The 16,405-nt window shown below is 59.6% G+C and carries 12 protein-coding genes; 7 read left to right on the top strand and 5 right to left on the bottom strand.

Going from position 1 to position 16,405, the window contains the following annotated elements:
- Positions 1 to 13 precede the first annotated feature (13 nt).
- Entirely contained in the window at positions 14 to 439 is a 426-nt protein-coding gene (locus ABJP42_RS08905) for a GlcG/HbpS family heme-binding protein (RefSeq protein WP_348339971.1), read from the bottom strand.
- Between the two features lie 74 nt (positions 440 to 513).
- On the bottom strand, positions 514 to 2,646 hold the full coding sequence (locus ABJP42_RS08900) for a malate synthase G (protein WP_490363203.1): 2,133 nt from the start codon (positions 2,644 to 2,646) through the stop codon (positions 514 to 516).
- Positions 2,647 to 2,935: 289 nt separating this feature from the next.
- Between ABJP42_RS08900 and pepN the strand changes: the two genes are divergently transcribed.
- The 3 genes from pepN to ABJP42_RS08885 all read left to right on the top strand — a co-directional run bounded on the left by pepN (position 2,936) and on the right by ABJP42_RS08885 (position 7,526).
- Positions 2,936 to 5,500, top strand: a complete 2,565-nt coding sequence (gene pepN, locus ABJP42_RS08895) for an aminopeptidase N (RefSeq protein WP_348339970.1) — start codon at positions 2,936 to 2,938, stop codon at positions 5,498 to 5,500.
- Positions 5,469 to 5,978 carry a hypothetical protein gene (locus ABJP42_RS08890; RefSeq protein WP_348339969.1) on the top strand — a complete coding sequence of 170 codons (510 nt, stop codon included), beginning with the start codon at positions 5,469 to 5,471 and terminating at the stop codon, positions 5,976 to 5,978. Before pepN ends, ABJP42_RS08890 begins: the two co-directional genes overlap by 32 nt.
- Positions 5,979 to 6,116: 138 nt before the next feature.
- Positions 6,117 to 7,526 (top strand): hypothetical protein, encoded by a 1,410-nt coding sequence (locus ABJP42_RS08885; protein WP_348339968.1) that lies wholly within the window; start codon positions 6,117 to 6,119, stop codon positions 7,524 to 7,526.
- 78 nt (positions 7,527 to 7,604) lie between these two features.
- Here ABJP42_RS08885 and ABJP42_RS08880 read toward each other — a convergent pair whose 3' ends face one another.
- Positions 7,605 to 10,007, bottom strand: a complete 2,403-nt coding sequence (locus ABJP42_RS08880; protein ID WP_348339967.1) for a Tex family protein — start codon at positions 10,005 to 10,007, stop codon at positions 7,605 to 7,607.
- 245 nt (positions 10,008 to 10,252) lie between these two features.
- On the opposite strand from ABJP42_RS08880, the gene gatB reads away from it, so the two are divergent.
- Complete coding sequence (gene gatB, locus ABJP42_RS08875; protein WP_348339966.1) at positions 10,253 to 11,761, top strand: Asp-tRNA(Asn)/Glu-tRNA(Gln) amidotransferase subunit GatB; 1,509 nt, start codon at positions 10,253 to 10,255, stop codon at positions 11,759 to 11,761.
- Positions 11,762 to 11,943: 182 nt separating this feature from the next.
- Here the strand turns inward: gatB and ABJP42_RS08870 are convergent, their stop codons facing one another.
- Complete coding sequence (locus ABJP42_RS08870) at positions 11,944 to 13,239, bottom strand: hypothetical protein (protein WP_348339965.1); 1,296 nt, start codon at positions 13,237 to 13,239, stop codon at positions 11,944 to 11,946.
- Positions 13,240 to 13,292: 53 nt separating this feature from the next.
- Here ABJP42_RS08870 and pepT point away from each other — a divergent pair, with 53 nt between their 5' ends.
- Both pepT and ABJP42_RS08860 read left to right on the top strand, forming a co-directional pair.
- Positions 13,293 to 14,531: a peptidase T gene (gene pepT, locus ABJP42_RS08865; protein WP_348339964.1), complete on the top strand. Its 1,239-nt coding sequence runs from the start codon at positions 13,293 to 13,295 to the stop codon at positions 14,529 to 14,531.
- 102 nt (positions 14,532 to 14,633) lie between these two features.
- The gene (locus ABJP42_RS08860) at positions 14,634 to 15,137 is read left to right on the top strand and encodes a DUF4177 domain-containing protein (RefSeq protein WP_348339963.1); all 504 of its coding nucleotides are present in this window, start codon (positions 14,634 to 14,636) and stop codon (positions 15,135 to 15,137) included.
- Between the two features lie 80 nt (positions 15,138 to 15,217).
- Here ABJP42_RS08860 and ABJP42_RS08855 read toward each other — a convergent pair whose 3' ends face one another.
- A complete protein-coding gene (locus tag ABJP42_RS08855; protein ID WP_348339962.1) occupies positions 15,218 to 15,475 on the bottom strand; it encodes a BolA family protein in 258 nt (85 codons plus the stop codon).
- A gap of 106 nt (positions 15,476 to 15,581) precedes the next feature.
- Between ABJP42_RS08855 and ABJP42_RS08850 the strand changes: the two genes are divergently transcribed.
- A complete protein-coding gene (locus ABJP42_RS08850) occupies positions 15,582 to 16,205 on the top strand; it encodes a DnaJ domain-containing protein (RefSeq protein ID WP_348339961.1) in 624 nt (207 codons plus the stop codon).
- Positions 16,206 to 16,405 lie beyond the last annotated feature (200 nt).

Raw genomic sequence — 16,405 nt, 5'->3', positions numbered from 1 at the left:
GTGTCAGTTGAGATCAGATTTCGCCGGTGAGTCCGGCTGCTTCGATCCCGGCCATGGCCGCAATGGCATCGTTGTCTGAGGTATCGCCCGTCACCCCCACTGCACCAATCACCGCGCCGGTATCATCGCGCAACAGCACCCCGCCCGGTACCGGAATGACCTGGCCGCCATAGACACCGTTCACTGCGGCCATGAAATAAGCCTGAGCCTCGGCCCGCGCCATCTGGGCGGTGCCCGCCATGCCCAGCATCACCGCGCCATAGGCCTTGCCATGGGCGATCGCAAAACGGCCCGGTGCTGCGCCATCTTCGCGGGCAAAGGCCTGCACATGGCCGCCGCCGTCCAGCACCACCGCCGAGAGCGGTTTCAAGCCCATGTCGCGGCCCTTTGCCAGGGCTTTGTCGATGATGGTTTGGGCAGATTGCAGGGAAATTGTCATGGGCTCATCCTTTGGTCGGGAGCGGGAAAAGAAAAGGGGCAGGAAAGCTCCCTGCCCCCTCTGTTATTGATCTGTTAGCTGGCGGCCTTCAGTTCAAGGCGGCGGGCATGCAGCACAGGCTCAGTATAGCCTGAGGGCTGAATGCGCCCTTTGAAGACCAGATCACAGGCGGCCTGGAAGGCAATGCCTTCAAACCCCGGCGCCATGGGGCTGTAACTGGCATCGCCTGCGTTTTGCTGGTCAACGACCGTAGCCATCTTTTGCATCGCTGCCAACACCTGAGGCGCGCTCACCACCTCGTGGTGCAGCCAATTGGCCAGCGCCTGGCTGGAAATCCGGCAGGTTGCCCGGTCTTCCATCAGCCCCACATCATTGAGGTCCGGCACCTTGGAGCAGCCAACGCCCTGATCCACCCAGCGCACCACATAGCCGAGGATGCCCTGGGCATTGTTTTCGATCTCGCGGGTAATTTCTTCGTCAGAGAGGTTCTGCCCCTGCATCACCGGCACGGTGAGCAGATCTTCCAGACTCCCACGCGGGCCAGCCACGCGCAGCGCATCCTGATGAGCCAGCACGTCAAACTGATGATAATGGGTGGCATGCAGGGTGGCGGCAGTTGGCGATGGCACCCAGGCGCAGGTGGCGCCGGATTTGGGATGGCCGATTTTGGCCGCCAGCATTTCGCCCATCAGATCCGGCATGGCCCACATACCCTTGCCGATCTGGGCGCGGCCTTTGAGGCCGCAAGCCAGGCCGATATCAACGTTGCGATCCTCATAGGAAGCAATCCAAGCGGTGCCCTTCATTTCGCCTTTGGGCAGCATGGCCCCTGCCTCCATCGAGGTATGGATTTCATCCCCGGTGCGGTCCAGGAAGCCCGTGTTAATGAAGGCAACCCGCGATCTGGCGGCGCGGATGCACTGTTTAAGATTGACGCTGGTGCGACGCTCTTCATCCATGATGCCAATCTTGACTGTATTGGCCGGCAGGCCCAGCGCGGCTTCGACATGGTCAAAGATGCGGCAGGCAAAATCGACCTCTTCGGGGCCGTGCATCTTCGGCTTCACCACATAGACCGAGCCTTTGAGCGAGTTGCCGCCCGCGGCCTGCAGGTCATGCATAGCGATCATCACAGTGATCATCGCATCCAGGAGGCCTTCGCCCGCTTCTCGACCTTCGCTGTCCAACACTGCCGGGTTGGTCATCAGGTGGCCGACGTTGCGCACCAGCAGAAGCGAGCGCCCCTTGAGGCTGGCTGTTTCGCCTGCCGGGGTGACAAACTCCAGGTCATCGTTCAGCACGCGGGTAAAGGTCTTGCCGCCCTTGCTGACCTCCTCTGCCAGGTCGCGTTTCATCAGACCCAGCCAGTTGGAATAGGCAACAACCTTGTCCTCTGCATCAACGCAGGCCACGGAATCTTCGCAGTCCATAATGGTGGAGAGCGCCGATTCCAGGGTGATATCATTGATCCCGGCTGCATCTGTCGCGCCGATATTGCCAGCAGCATCGATCTCGATCACTGCGTGCAAGCCGTTGTTTTTGAGCAGCACCCGTGTTGGAGCATTGGCCTCACCAACGTGGCCCGCAAACTGCCCAGCATCCTTCAACGCCGGGGCCAGCGCCCCCTCCGTCACCGTCAGGCCGCTGATGTCATTCCACGAGCCAACCTGCAACGGAAAGGTCTCATCCAGAAAACTCCGCCCCCAGGCGATCACCCGATCACCGCGCGCGGCATCATAGCCGCCAGCCTGGGGCAGATCCCCCATGGCATCGGTGCCATACAGCGCATCATACAAGGATCCCCAGCGGGCATTGGCCGCGTTCAAGGCAAAACGGGCGTTGGTGATCGGCACCACCAGTTGCGGCCCCGGCGTATGAGCGATCTCAGCATCAACATTGGTGGTATCAACTTCAAAATCATCGCCTTCGGGCAGAAGATAGCCAATTTCGCGCAGAAAGGCCTCGTAGGCGGCTTCGTCCTGAGGCGCGCCACGGTTGGCAATGTGCCAGGCATCAATCTGCCCCTGCAGATCAGCGCGTTTTGCCAGCAGGGCACGGTTTTCATCGCCCATGCCATTGATCAGGCCAGACAGCCCCGCCCAAAAGGCCGCGGCCGAAACGCCTGTTCCCGGCAAGGCCTTGCCTTCAATGAACTCAGCCAGCTCGGATGCCACCTGCATCCCCTCGATATTGCGCATCTCGCTCATTGATCTACTCCTTCTGCCTCTGTCGATCCTGTTTCCCGGATACAGGAAAAGTTTCCTATCGGCAACAGATGCGGTAAGATGACTTTACCAATTCCGGCATGGCTGTTTCAAAATTTTTTAGCAAATCATACCTGACTTCAAAAATGACACGCAAATGCCCGCTGGTTTTGCTTGCATTTTCCGCGTCCTGCGCTTGCCCGGCCCAGCGCCATTGCCTACGACTAGGACAACCAAAAGACCAAGGGTAGCGGGAGACTGCCACCCGGCACGGACAGACGAGGATTTCCAGATGACCAGTGACGCAGCCCTGACCGAAGCAGAGACCTTCTATCTAAATGACTACACCCCCTTTGGCTTTGAGGTCGACAGCGTCGAGTTGACCTTTCGTCTGGCCCCCAGCGCCACCCGCGTGCTGAGCAAAATTCGCTTCACACCAAAGCCTGGCGCAACCGACCTCAGATTCTTTTTGCACGGCGAAAAGCTGAAGTTGATCTCGGCCAAGATTGACGGAACTGACGCCACCCCTGATCTGACTGCCGAGGGGCTGACCTGCGAAGTGCCCGAAACCTCGTTCCTTTGGGAGGCCGAGGTGGAAATTGACCCGGCGGGCAACACTGCCCTCGAAGGGCTTTATATGTCGGGGGGCATGTATTGCACCCAATGCGAGGCCGAGGGCTTTCGCAAGATCACCTATTACCCCGACCGCCCCGATGTGATGTCCATCTTTACCGTTCGCATTGAAGGTGATGAGGAAGTGCTGCTGTCTAACGGCAACCCGGTGTCGCAATCCCAGGGTCTGGCCGAATGGCATGACCCCTGGCCCAAACCGGCCTATCTCTTTGCCCTGGTGGCAGGTGATCTGGTCAATCACCCGGATACGTTTACCACCCAATCCGGCAAAGAGGTCGAGCTGAACATCTGGGTGCGCCCGGGGGATGAGGATAAATGCGCCTTTGGCATGGAAGCGCTGAAAAAATCCATGACCTGGGACGAAGAGGCCTATGGCCGCGAATATGATCTGGATATCTTCAACATCGTCGCGGTGGATGATTTCAACATGGGCGCGATGGAAAACAAGGGGCTGAACATCTTCAACTCCTCCTGCGTTCTGGCCTCGCCTGAAACCTCGACAGATGCCAATTTTGAGCGCATCGAAGCGATCATTGCGCATGAGTATTTCCACAACTGGACCGGCAACCGGATCACCTGCCGCGACTGGTTCCAGCTCTGCCTCAAGGAAGGGCTGACGGTGTTCCGCGATGCCCAGTTCACCTCCGATATGCGCTCTGCCTCAGTAAAGCGGATCTCGGATGTGATTGATCTGCGCGCCCGCCAATTCCCCGAAGATCAGGGCCCGTTGTCACATCCGGTTCGACCCGAAGAGTTTCAGGAAATCAACAACTTCTATACGGCCACCATCTATGAAAAGGGCGCCGAGATCATCGGCATGCTCAAACGTCTGGTGGGCGACGCGGCCTATCGCAAGGCGGTGGATCTCTATTTTGACCGCCATGATGGCCAGGCCTGCACCATCGAGGATTGGCTTCAGGTGTTTGAGGACAGCACCGGGCGCGATCTGGCCCAGTTTAAGCGCTGGTATTCGCAGGCCGGGACGCCACGGCTCAAGGTGGCAGAGAGCTATGAGGATGGCAGCTATACGCTCACCTTCGAGCAAAGCACTGCTGCCACCCCCGGCCAGCCACAGAAAGACCCGCGCGTCATCCCTATCGCGCTGGGATTGCTCAACGGCAATGGTGATGAGGTGCAGCCCACCACTGTGCTGGAAATGACCGAGGCCAAACAGAGTTTTACCTTCGACGGGCTGGCCAGCAAGCCAGTGCCCTCGATCCTGCGTGAATTCTCAGCCCCGGTCATTCTGGAGCGTGCGACCAGCAGCGCTGAGCGTACCTTTTTGCTGGCCCATGACAGCGATCTGTTCAACCGCTGGGAGGCCGGCAACACATTGGCCCGCGAAGCCCGCATCGACATGGTTCTAGAGGGCGCAGCCCCGGATGCTGCCTATTTGGAGGCGCTGCAGAAACTGGTACGCGACGACAGCCTGGATCCAGCCTTCCGGGCGCTGGTCCTGCAACCGCCCAGCCAGTCCGATATAGCCCAGACTCTGTATGAGCGTGGCGTCACCCCCGACCCGCAAAAGATATACGACGCCGCCGAGACCCTTGCCCAGACATTGGCGCAGCAGCTGGCGGACAGCCTGCCGCGGCTCTATGCGGAGACCACCGTGGAAGGCGCCTACTCTCCCGATGCCGCAAGCGCAGGCAAACGTGCTTTGAACGCGCGGGTCCTGACGCTCCTGACCCGGTTGGACGGCGGCGAACAGGCCGCGCGCCAATATGCATCAGCCGACAATATGACCCAGCAATATGCTGCCCTGTCCTGGCTGCTGCAGGCGGAAAATGGCGCGGCGCAATCGCATGCCTTTTTTGAGCAGTGGCGGGGTGACCGACTGGTGATGGACAAATGGTTTGCCCTACAGGTGGCGCTCGCGACACCGGAAAAAGCCGCAGCTGTGGCAAAAGATCTGACCCGGCATGAACTGTTCACCCTGAAAAACCCCAACCGGTTCCGCGCGGTGATGGGTGCCCTGGCGGGCAACCACGCGGGCTTCCACCATGCCAGCGGCGCAGGCTACCAGCTCCTGGCAGATAACCTCATCGTGCTGGACAGTCTCAACCCGCAGACCACCGCTCGCATGTGTACCGCCTTCCAGACCTGGAAACGCTATGATGCAGACCGACAAGCCCTGATCAAAATGCAGTTGCAACGGATCAAATCAACCACCGGGCTGAGCCGTGACACCAATGAAATGGTCAGTCGAATTCTGGATGCCTGATCAGCCCCCCCCGGACCAGCCTGGCAAAGATCCCGCCAGAACAGCGCCCCTGACACCGCTTTTGTTTGAGCATCAGGGGCGCAGCCCGGCCTTGGCTCTTGCGATTTGCCTCTGGCTTGCGGCCCTGGTTTTTGCTGGGGTCAAAATGCAAATCACCACCTGGTTTCTTGTGCTTTTAACCTTGCCAGTGCTGCCCGGTCTTTGGGAGCTTTGGCGCAACCCTCTGTCCTGGCTAGAGCTGACAGATGATCAAATCAGCTGGGTCACCGCGACCCGCCAGACCTGTCTGCCGCTGTCCTCCGTCACCCTGCTCCGGCTGGACCGGCGTTGGGACTTTTCCTTTCGCGCCACGCTTGTGTTTGAGGATGACCGCAAAACTCGCATCCCCCAGCATGTTCTGCCCCCTGTGTCAGAGCTGGAACAGGCCCTAGAGGCCCGCGGCATTGCCTGCCAGCGCCACCACTTCACGGTTTTCTAGACCTGCCTGCGCCGCAGTTCCTTCTGCCACGCCATTTCCCAATTCTTATCGGCAATCACCCCATCGCCGCCACGATTGCGCCGCATTGCGCAATCATTTTGAGCCTACCCAGATCAGCTGCCAACTGCAGGACTTTGAATGCTCAAATCTCACGACCAGATGTGGACGCGCCTGTCCCGACTGCACAAAGAGTTTCCCGCTTGGATTGCGGCCAGTTTTGCAGTCAGACCAGCCGCTTCTCGGGTCGACGAAGAGGATTCCGTGGCGAGTTCCCAGCCCGCCCCCGCAGGTCAAGACACCCCAGAGCAGCTAGATGCCCCAGCTGAGACCGCCGCCGAACCACCCCATATCCCCTTTGCCGATTCCTTGTTGATCCCGATCTGCGAAGAAGGGTCAGACACCAAAAGCCGTCATGCGCTGCAGGATCGCGGGCAGTTTCTCGCCCGCCAAGAACGCTGGTCCGATCTGTCACAGCTTATCCGCGAGGCCGATCAAAACCACAGCCGCACCTCAGGCGGGCTGCCCGCAGCTGACCTGCTGGCCTATGGGGCCCGCGCTGACGTGGTGAATGCGGTGGAGCACGCCCTTGAAGATCGCAGTGCCAAACCGGCGTCTGTCGCTGGCGAAAAGGGCGAAGACAGGATCCTAATTGATGGCGTCATGGCGCTCGAAGCGCTGCGCCGCGACCACCGTCAAGACAGCTACCTCACTGCTATTGTGGCGCTGGCACATATTGACATCGCTTGGATCTGGCGCGGTGCCGCCACCGAAGAGGCTCTGGCCGAAGCCCAAGCCGAGGCACATCTGCGCCGTGCCAATGCGCATTTTGAACGGGCCGCCACCCTGCTGCAGCCGTTGCAGAAGAATTGTCAAAACAGCGCTTTTCTGGCAGCCGCCCAATGTGCGCTTTATGCCGGCCAAAACGCCGACACCCTAGAAGTGGCAGATGCCTATGGCGCGCTGATTGATCAGAACCCTGAAAACCCCCGTCCAATGCGCGCGCTTGGTGCCCAGATGCTGCCCCGTGCCAATGGCTCTTATGCAGCGCTAGAGCTCGAAGCACGCCGCACTGCTGTCCGCACCCAGGAAGAATGGGGGGCTGGCGGCTACACCTGGGTCTATTTTGATGCCTTGGCCATTGATGTTCAGGCCTGCGCCCGGGTTGATCCGGATTTCTTCCTTGATGGGTTGCAGGATATCCTGTGTGCCGATCCCAGCCAGGAGATGATCAACCTTTTGGCCGCCTATTGCTCGGTCACCCTGCGCAGTGGCCGGGGGCAAAACCAGCAGGCCGACGTGAATCGGTTAAAGATCGCCGAAGCCGCACGCTGGCTGATCCGTAGCCACCTGCATGAGCTGCATCCGCTGATCTGGGCCCATGCCTGCGAAGGCTTCAACAACAACGCGCGGATCACCTCTCTGCGCCGCTTTGCCGCTCTTGGCCAGGCTGAGGCGCTGCAGTGTATCGCCGGAATTTTCCGCGACGAGTTGGGCAGCGGTCACAAGATTTCATTTACCCCTGAGGGTTTTGATCTGGTTCCGGAATGACCCGTTTCATTAAAAAGGCCGGGAAAACCCCGACCTCTTCACTTGATCATTCTAAGCTGCCCCTTATAGCGCTGCACCTCAGGTCTTTTTGAAAGCATCCATCAAAGCCGCACCCAGGGCACCGGTCTCTTGTTTGCCACTGCCTTTGGGGGAAGAGGACATGCCAGCCCGGTTTTGCCCGCCACGATTTTGCTCGCCAGCTTTTTGACCTCCTGATTTTTGCCCCCCGCGGTATTGACCTCCGCGCCCGCCGCCCCCTGACTTGGGCTGGCCCGGCGCTCCACCTCGGGCGTTGCGCTCTTCGCGGGCCGAGGCACCGCCATCTTTGCGCATGGTAAGGGCAATGCGTTTGCGGGCAATATCCACTTCGGTGACAGTGACCTTGACCACCTGGCCGGTCTTCACCACCTCATGCGGATCCTTGACAAATTTGTCTGCCAGCTGGCTGACATGCACCAACCCGTCCTGATGCACGCCAATATCCACAAAGGCGCCAAAGGCCGCGACATTGGTAACCGTGCCCTCCAGCACCATGCCGGGCTTCAGATCCTGTAGGGTCTCGACCCCCTCGGCAAAATTCGCCGTCACAAAGGAGGGGCGCGGGTCCCGGCCCGGTTTTTCCAGCTCGGCAAAGATGTCGCGCACCGTTGGCAGGCCAAAACTGTCGTCGACAAATTGTTCAGCCCGCAGCCCTTTCAGCGCGCCATCATCGCCCATGATCTGGCGAATATCGCGGCCACATGCGGAAACAACCCGGCGGGCAACACTATAGGCCTCGGGGTGTACGGATGAGGCATCCAGCGGTTCTTTGCCCTCACGAATACGCAGGAAGCCCGCACATTGCTCAAAGGCCTTAGGGCCAAGCCGCGCCACCTTCAACAGCTCCCGGCGCGAGGCAAAAGCGCCATTGACATCTCGGTGCGCCACAATGGCTTCGGCCAACCCAGGCCCCAGCCCCGACACATGGCTCAGTAGCGGTGCCGAGGCCATATTGAGATCAACGCCTACGGCATTCACCACATCCTCGATCACCGCCTCCAGCGATTTTGACAGCCGGTGCTGGTCCACATCATGCTGATACTGACCAACGCCAATGCTCTTGGGTTCGATCTTGACCAGCTCCGCCAGCGGATCCTGCAGGCGCCGCGCAATCGACACTGCGCCACGCAGCGACACATCCAGATCTGGGAATTCCCGCGCCGCCAGTTCCGAGGCCGAATAGACCGAGGCCCCGGCCTCTGAGACCACGACCTTGGTGGGCGCATTCACCTTGGCGGGCAGGTGTTTGATCACCTCGGCCACCATACGTTCTGTTTCGCGGCTGGCGGTGCCATTGCCGATGGCGACCAGTTCAACGCCGTGTTCGGCGATCAGCTTCAGAATGGAGACCTGCGCCCCGCGCAGATCATTCTTTGGCTGAAATGGATAGAGCGTCTCTGTGGCCACCAGTTTCCCAGTTGCATCCACCACTGCCGCCTTGACGCCGGTGCGAATGCCCGGGTCCAGCCCGAGCGTCGGTCGCGCACCGGCTGGGGCGGCAAACAGCAGATCCTTGAGGTTACGGGCAAAGACTTGAATGGCGTCATCCTGCGACCGTGACCGCAAATCCGCCATCAACTCCAGCATCATCGACAGGCTCAGCTTCACCCGCCATGTCCAGCCGGCCACTTTACGCAACCATTTGTCCCCCGGCCCAGTGCCGCCAGCCTGCAGTTCCGCCGCCACCATGGCTTCGGCGCGCGCAACGCCCTCTTCCGGATCGGGTCCGATATCCAGCGTCAACACGCCCTCATTGGAGCCGCGCAGCATCGCCAAGGCCCGGTGCGAGGGCACATCCCCCCAGCGCTCAGCATGGTCAAAATAGTCAGAGAATTTGGCGCCCTCTTGTTCTTTGCCCTCGACCACCCGCGCGGTCAGCCGGGCCTCTGCCTGCATGAACTGACGTAACCGGCCCAACAATCCGGCATTTTCTGTCATCCGTTCGGTCAGAATATCACGCGCACCGTTCAGGGCTTCTTTGGTGCCCGGCACCGCCTCGGTGATATAGCCCGCAGCCAGGACCTCAGGATCGGCGCTGTGATCCTCCAGAATAGCTTCCACCAAGGGTTCCAACCCATTTTCTCGGGCAATCATCGCCTTGGTCCGCCGCTTGGGCTTATAGGGCAGATAGATATCTTCCAACTGCGCTTTGGTCTCAGCTTTGGCAATCGATCCCGCCAGGGCATCCGTCAGCTTGTCCTGCGATTTAATCGACTCCAGGATTGCCCCGCGTCGCGCTTCCAATTCGCGCAGGTAGGACAGGCGCTCATCCAGGGTGCGCAGCTGCGTATCATCCAGACCTCCGGTGGCTTCCTTGCGGTAGCGCGCCACAAAGGGCACGGTGGCGCCTTCGTCCAGCAGGGTCACAGCACTGGTAACCTGTTTTGCTGCGGCGCCAATCTCGGTGGCAATTCTCTGGGCGATACGGGCTGCTGTATCCAAGGGGCGTCCTCATTTTATCTGCGCAGCCGACCGGCGGTCGGCTCGGGCACCCTTCTTAGCCCTGCTATGAGATGCCGCCAAGAGCCCGCGTGGCCGAGCGCGCCACAAACCCGCAGTTGCCTGCGATTTGCGCCAAATCCACAAGTCTCGCCCCCAGATCCCCGCAGAATCTCTGCAACCACTTGCCCCGCTTGCCCCGCTGGCCTAGAACGCCTTTTAAACGTGATATAAGGAGCCGGTGCGAGATGCTCGACCTGACATATGAACTCCCCAAGCCCAAGGTGATTTCGGGCGCCAAACATGACTGGGAACTGGTCATCGGTATGGAAGTACATGCCCAGGTCAGCTCCAATGCCAAACTCTTCTCTGGCGCCTCGACCAAATTTGGTGCCGAGCCAAACTCCAATGTCTCCTTTGTTGATGCCGCCATGCCCGGCATGCTGCCCGTCATCAACGAATACTGTGTTGAACAGGCGGTGCGCACCGGCCTGGGTCTGAAGGCTGAAATCAACCTCTGGTCCGCCTTTGACCGCAAGAATTATTTCTACCCGGATCTGCCGCAGGGCTATCAGATCAGCCAGCTCTACCACCCCATCGTGGGCGAAGGCGAAGTGCTGGTGGAACTGGGCGATGGCACCGCGCGCACCGTGCGGGTGGAACGCATCCACATGGAACAGGACGCGGGCAAATCGATCCATGACATGGATCCCAATATGTCCTTTGTTGACCTGAACCGCACAGGCGTCTGCCTGATGGAGATCGTCTCCCGCCCCGACATCCGTGGCCCCGAAGAGGCCGCCGCCTATATCGCCAAGATCCGCCAGATCCTGAAGTACCTCGGTACCTGCGACGGCAATATGCAAAACGGCAACCTGCGGGCCGATGTGAACGTCTCGGTCTGCCGCCCCGGTCAGTACGAGAAATACCAGGAAACCCAGGACTTCGATCATCTTGGCACCCGCTGCGAGATCAAGAACATGAACTCCATGCGCTTTATCCAGCAGGCCATCGAGATCGAAGCCCGCCGCCAGATCGCCATCATCGAAGCCGGTGGAGAAGTCGATCAGGAAACCCGGCTTTATGACCCAGACAAGGGTGAAACCCGGTCGATGCGTTCCAAAGAAGAAGCACATGACTATCGCTACTTCCCCGATCCCGATCTGCTGCCGCTGGAGATCGAACAGGCCTGGGTCGATGATATCGCCGCCACGCTGCCGGAACTGCCTGACGCAAAAAAGACGCGGTTCATCGCCGATTTCAAACTCAGCGATTATGACGCCTCGGTGCTGACCGCAGATGTGGAATCTGCCTCCTATTTTGAAGCCGTGGCTGAGGGCCGCAATGGCAAGCTCGCTGCCAACTGGGTGATCAATGAACTCTTTGGCCGCCTGAAGGCTGATGAAGCCGATATTGCCAACAGCCCCGTCACCCCGGCGCAGCTGGGCGGCATTGTGGAGCTGATCTCGGCTGAAACTATTTCGGGCAAGATCGCCAAGGACCTGTTTGAGATCGTCTATACCGAGGGCGGTGACCCGGCCCAGATCGTTGAAGAGCGTGGCATGAAGCAGGTGACAGATACCGGCGCCATCGAGGCCGCCCTGGATCAGATCATCGCCGACAACCCCGCGCAGGTGGAAAAAGCCAAACAGAACCCCAAACTGGCAGGCTGGTTCGTGGGTCAGGTGATGAAGGCCACGGGCGGCAAGGCCAACCCCAAGGCGGTAAACCAACTGGTTGCCAAAAAACTGGGCTAAGCCACAAATCAACCTCTCCAAAGGCGCTCCACCCGGGGCGCCTTTTTTGTTGCATCGTCCAAATTTGTTGCATCGCCCAAACCGGCCACAGGCCCGGGCGATAGGCCGGGCAGCCCCCGCCCGCCCCCACGGCGGGGGCTTCACCCCCACCACGGTCGGGCCCTGCCCTTGGCGTTCAATCGCTAGATATCAACAGAAGGCTTTTCCCAGCCTTTTGGGGCTTTCTGTGGAGTGCTTGGCTTCGGCGCGATGTCCTTCAGACCACGAATGATTTGCGGCATACCATTGTCCCAAACCCAGTCCATCCCGCGCACACCGGCTTGACCTGCCGCACCAGTTGCCGCTGCCCCGATCAAAGTGACAAAGGCTAGGGCAACAGGGTACTTCTTAATCTTCTCCCAAACTGCCCGCAGACGCCCAGTGGCCTCTTCCAAGGCCTCTGCGTCAGGGATGGGAGGTTCTAGGGCAGCGCCCACCTCATCTAGGGCAGTCTCTAACTCTTGCAGCCGGGCGCGATATTCCACGATGTGCGAGGGCGGCATGTCATCGGGCAGGTTGTCACGATGTCGGCCAAGCGTCATCGCGTTGAAGGTCTCATTCTCCAGCGCCTGCTTCGCCCGCGCGACTTCCTGCCGCAGCGCATGTTTCTGGGTGATAAGGTCGATGATCTTCGCCACGCGGATGGCGTCGGATTCCTTACCCTCGCCCCAATCCGCATCGGGGATCAGCGCGATGTCGTGCATCAGCTGCCAGTGACTGTCCCAATCGCCGGTCAGTGGTTTCCCTTTCAAAGCAGCTTCCAGCCATCGAACCCAGAACCCGAAACCGGCGCGTTTCGACAATCCAGCACTTACATCAGCCCAAAGCACGCCATAGACCTCAGTCAATTCGTGAAACAATGGGGCCGTCAACAGATCTTCTTTGTTATCAACTAAATCTCGGTCCTCCTGAAATTCCAACCAGACCATGGCCTTTGCAACCTTGGCTCCGTCCCAACTATCGCCAGCCTTGGAGGTTAGCGCGTGCACCATGAGGGCAAGTGCCATTGGCGAAATACCGGCGCCCCCCGCCGGTTTTGCCAATTCAACAGCGTCCAGAGTGGCTCTGATGCCCGCTGAGACAGGAAGGCTCAACACCTGCTTGCGATCAACAGCGGATAGCCATGCTCGATTCGCTTGGGCTTCATCGACAAGATAGTCACGCCCCGTATTCTCTGAGAACAGCTGATGCCGGAACAGTCTCAAAGCAACGATGGCACCGTCTTTCTCTGCGAGTAGTTCAGCGAGGAAACCAAGCATCGCCCTCTTGGCCGCTCGGTTTCCCAAGGCAACGGCAGTGGAAACCTGTTGATCAACCGGCACATGCTCAAACCAGCGATTATAGGATTTCATATCAATGTTTTGCAAAACTTTCATCATGACTCCGAAATCGCCCGCAATGCGCGTACCTATACCACATTCCTCAACCAGAACACCCACCTTGACCTTGCCTGCCCCACAGGCTTTTCTCGCCCATGAACTCAGGAGGTCTCATGCAAGATAATTTCAATCAAGAGCTTCAGGACCGTCTGGTCCGCTATGCCGCCATCGACAGCCAGAGCGATGAGAATTCGCCCTCTTCGCCCAGCACCGCAATCCAGCTCGATATGTCAAACCTGCTGGTGGAAGAGCTAAAGGGGATCGGCGCGCAGGATGTTAGCCTCACAGATTACGGCACGGTTCTGGCGACAATTCCGGGCAACACCGATGGGCCAACAGTTGGCTTTCTGGCCCATGTGGATACCGCGCCGCAATTCAATGCGGCAGGCGTCAAGCCCCGTGTCATCAAGGGTTACAATGGCGGCGACATCACCTTTCCAGATGATCCCGACCTGGTCTTGTCCCCCAAGGATCACCCCTATCTGGCCGGCAAGGAAGGCCATGATCTGGTCACCGCTTCGGGACTGACCCTGCTGGGGGCCGATGACAAATCCGGGGTTTCTATCGTCATGACCCTGGCCCGCCACCTGCTGGCAAACCCGGATATCCCCCATGGGCCCATTCGCATCGCCTTTACCCCGGACGAAGAAATTGGCCGCGGTGTGGATGCAGAACTGCCCAAGGATCTGGGCGTCGATTTTGCCTATACGCTGGATGGCAGTGATCTGGGCGAAATCATCTACGAAAGCTTCTCGGCGGATCGTGCCATTGTCACCATCAAGGGGGTTTCCATCCACCCCGGCTGGGCCAAGGAAAAAATGGTCAATGCCGCGCATCTGGCCTCCAAGATCGTGCAGACCCTGCCGCAGGCGACCCTGACGCCGGAAACCACTGACGGGCGCGAGGGCTTCCTGCATGTCACCGACATGAGCGGCGGCTCGTCAGAGATGGAGATCAAGCTGATCCTGCGCGATTTTGAACGCGACGGGTTGCAGGCCAAGGGCGATCTGTTGCGCAGCGTCTGCGAGGCCGTGCAGGCCTCTGAGCCGCGTGCCGAAGTGACCTGCGAGATCTATCCGCAGTACCGCAACATGCGCTATTGGCTGGAAAAGGACATGACCCCGGTTGATCTGGCGCTGGAGGCCTGCCGCGCCAATGGGATCGAGCCGATCTCGGTGCCCATTCGCGGCGGCACCGATGGTTCCCGCCTGACAGAGCTGGGCGTGCCAACCCCGAATATTTTCTGTGGCATGCAATGCGTGCACGGGCCGCTGGAATGGGTCTCGGTGCAGGACATGGCGGCCTCGCTGAATGTCTGCCTGACTCTGGCGCAGCTGGCAGCAAAAAAATAGGCGCTGCCCTCTTCGCTGTCCGGTCTTTGGATCGGGCAGCGAAGCCAGACTTGACCCCCCGCCTGCATCGGTTAAACCTGCGCCGGAAGTCAGGAGACCGCGATGCAAGCGTTTGAGTACAAAGTTGTCCCCGCCCCGCACAAGGGCACCAAGGCCAAGGGCGTCAAAACCCCAGAGAGCCGTTTTGCCAATTCCATCGAGATCACCCTCAATGAGATGGCGGCAGAGGGCTGGGAATACCAACGCGCCGAGCTCCTGCCCTCGGACGAACGTTCTGGCCTGACCGGCTCTACGACCAACTGGCGTAACGTGTTGATTTTCCGCCGCGCCCTGCCGAAAGAGTTGAGCCCCACCGAGGTGGTCCAGCTTGAAGAAAACACCACCGTCAACTTCGACCCGGCTCCCCTGCCTCAGCATGAAGCCGAACCTGTGCCTCTGACCGCCACCGCAGGGGATCCAGAGGCCCCTTCGGGTGCCACACCGGTTCCGGGTGTCGGCGCTGCTAGAATGCAGGCTGATGACGGCGTTGAAGAGCTGAGCCCGGTTTCCGGCATGACCCAGGCCCTAAAAGCACGCGCCAGCCAGCGATCCTCAGACAGCGACTAGCCCCTGCGCGGCCTGGAGTGAAATTGCCCTTGGATAGAAACCGCCCCTGTGTCCTTTGACAGCAGGGGCGGTTTCTTTTGTCAGTCGCTGCCAATATCCAGCGCCAGCGCGTGAATGCGCGGCACAATATCGCCGAGCGCCCTATGCACCGCCCGGTGCTGCTGCACCCGGTTCTGCCCGGCAAAGGCGGCAGCGCGGATCATCACGTTAAAGTGACTCTCACCGCTGCCATCATGGCCGGCATGGCCAATATGGCTGTTGCTGTCATCCACCACCTCTAGCGCTGTGGGCGCAAAGGCCTCCTGCAGCCGCTGTTCCATCTCTACGCGAATGCTCATATTTCGCTCATCCTCATTTTTATTTCGCTGCCCCCCTTCAATCTCTCGCCCCTTAGACTAAACTGCTGCCTCCGAGTCGAGTAGTTGCGTCGAGAAGGTGCACCCCATGAGCAAATCAGATCCTTTCGGTTTCGATATGTCCGTCAGTTCTGCAAAAAAGAAAAACCCGCGCGGACGTCGGGCCGCCAGCGGCGCGTCGGAGACCTCCACGCGGGTCTGTGACAAGGAAGGCTGTAACGAGGCGGGTAAATTCCGCGCGCCCAAAGCCCCCGATGTTCTGGATGATTTTTTCTGGTTCTGTCAGGAACATGTCCGCGAATACAACAACCACTGGAATTTCTTCCAAGGCACAACCGAGGCCGAGCTGAACGCGCAGCAATCCAAGGATAAGGTCTGGGAACGCCAAACCAAACCCATGGGCGACCCCGAAGCCCGCGCCTGGGCCCGGTTGGGCATCGAGGATCCGCATCAAGTTCTGGGCGGCAATGCCACGCAGAACCCGGGCCGCTCCGGCGCGACGGGGCGCCGCCTGCCGGCAACCGAACGCAAGGCGCTGGAACTGCTGGAAGCCAAGGACGATTGGTCCAAGGCCGACATCCGCAAGGCCTACAAAAAGCTGATCAAGGTGCTGCACCCGGATATGAATGGCGGCGACCGTAGCCAGGAAGAGCAGCTACAAGAGGTCCGCTGGGCCTGGGACCAGATCAAGGACAGCCGCAGCTTTAAGTGATGCCACTTTAGCTGCAGCAAGAACACCGACAGAAGGGCAGCCCGCGCTGCCCTTTTTTGTGGCGACAGTCTTTGTGGCGACAGTCCTGTGCCTGCAGGAAATGGGTTCACATATTGGGCCGCTCGTAAGTCCAGTTCGCCAACAACATCACGTTATTTGGCCAGCCTCTACTCTGCCCCTTGCCCTTCAAGGCAAGATCA

Origin of the sequence: Pseudophaeobacter sp. (assembly GCF_039971195.1) — a bacterium.
In the GTDB taxonomy this organism is placed as follows: Bacteria; Pseudomonadota; Alphaproteobacteria; order Rhodobacterales; family Rhodobacteraceae; genus Pseudophaeobacter.
This window is presented reverse-complemented; position numbering and strand designations above follow the sequence as displayed.

Excerpts from the sequence above, each read along its gene's own strand:
- ABJP42_RS08905 (WP_348339971.1), bottom strand. The coding sequence starts at position 439 with ATGACAATTTCCCTGCAATCTGCCCAAACCATCATCGACAAAGCCCTG.
- ABJP42_RS08900 (WP_490363203.1), bottom strand. The coding sequence starts at position 2,646 with ATGAGCGAGATGCGCAATATCGAGGGGATGCAGGTGGCATCCGAGCTG.
- pepN (WP_348339970.1), top strand. The coding sequence starts at position 2,936 with ATGACCAGTGACGCAGCCCTGACCGAAGCAGAGACCTTCTATCTAAAT.
- ABJP42_RS08890 (WP_348339969.1), top strand. The coding sequence starts at position 5,469 with ATGAAATGGTCAGTCGAATTCTGGATGCCTGATCAGCCCCCCCCGGAC.
- ABJP42_RS08885 (WP_348339968.1), top strand. The coding sequence starts at position 6,117 with ATGCTCAAATCTCACGACCAGATGTGGACGCGCCTGTCCCGACTGCAC.
- gatB (WP_348339966.1), top strand. The coding sequence starts at position 10,253 with ATGCTCGACCTGACATATGAACTCCCCAAGCCCAAGGTGATTTCGGGC.
- pepT (WP_348339964.1), top strand. The coding sequence starts at position 13,293 with ATGCAAGATAATTTCAATCAAGAGCTTCAGGACCGTCTGGTCCGCTAT.
- ABJP42_RS08860 (WP_348339963.1), top strand. The coding sequence starts at position 14,634 with ATGCAAGCGTTTGAGTACAAAGTTGTCCCCGCCCCGCACAAGGGCACC.
- ABJP42_RS08855 (WP_348339962.1), bottom strand. The coding sequence starts at position 15,475 with ATGAGCATTCGCGTAGAGATGGAACAGCGGCTGCAGGAGGCCTTTGCG.
- ABJP42_RS08850 (WP_348339961.1), top strand. The coding sequence starts at position 15,582 with ATGAGCAAATCAGATCCTTTCGGTTTCGATATGTCCGTCAGTTCTGCA.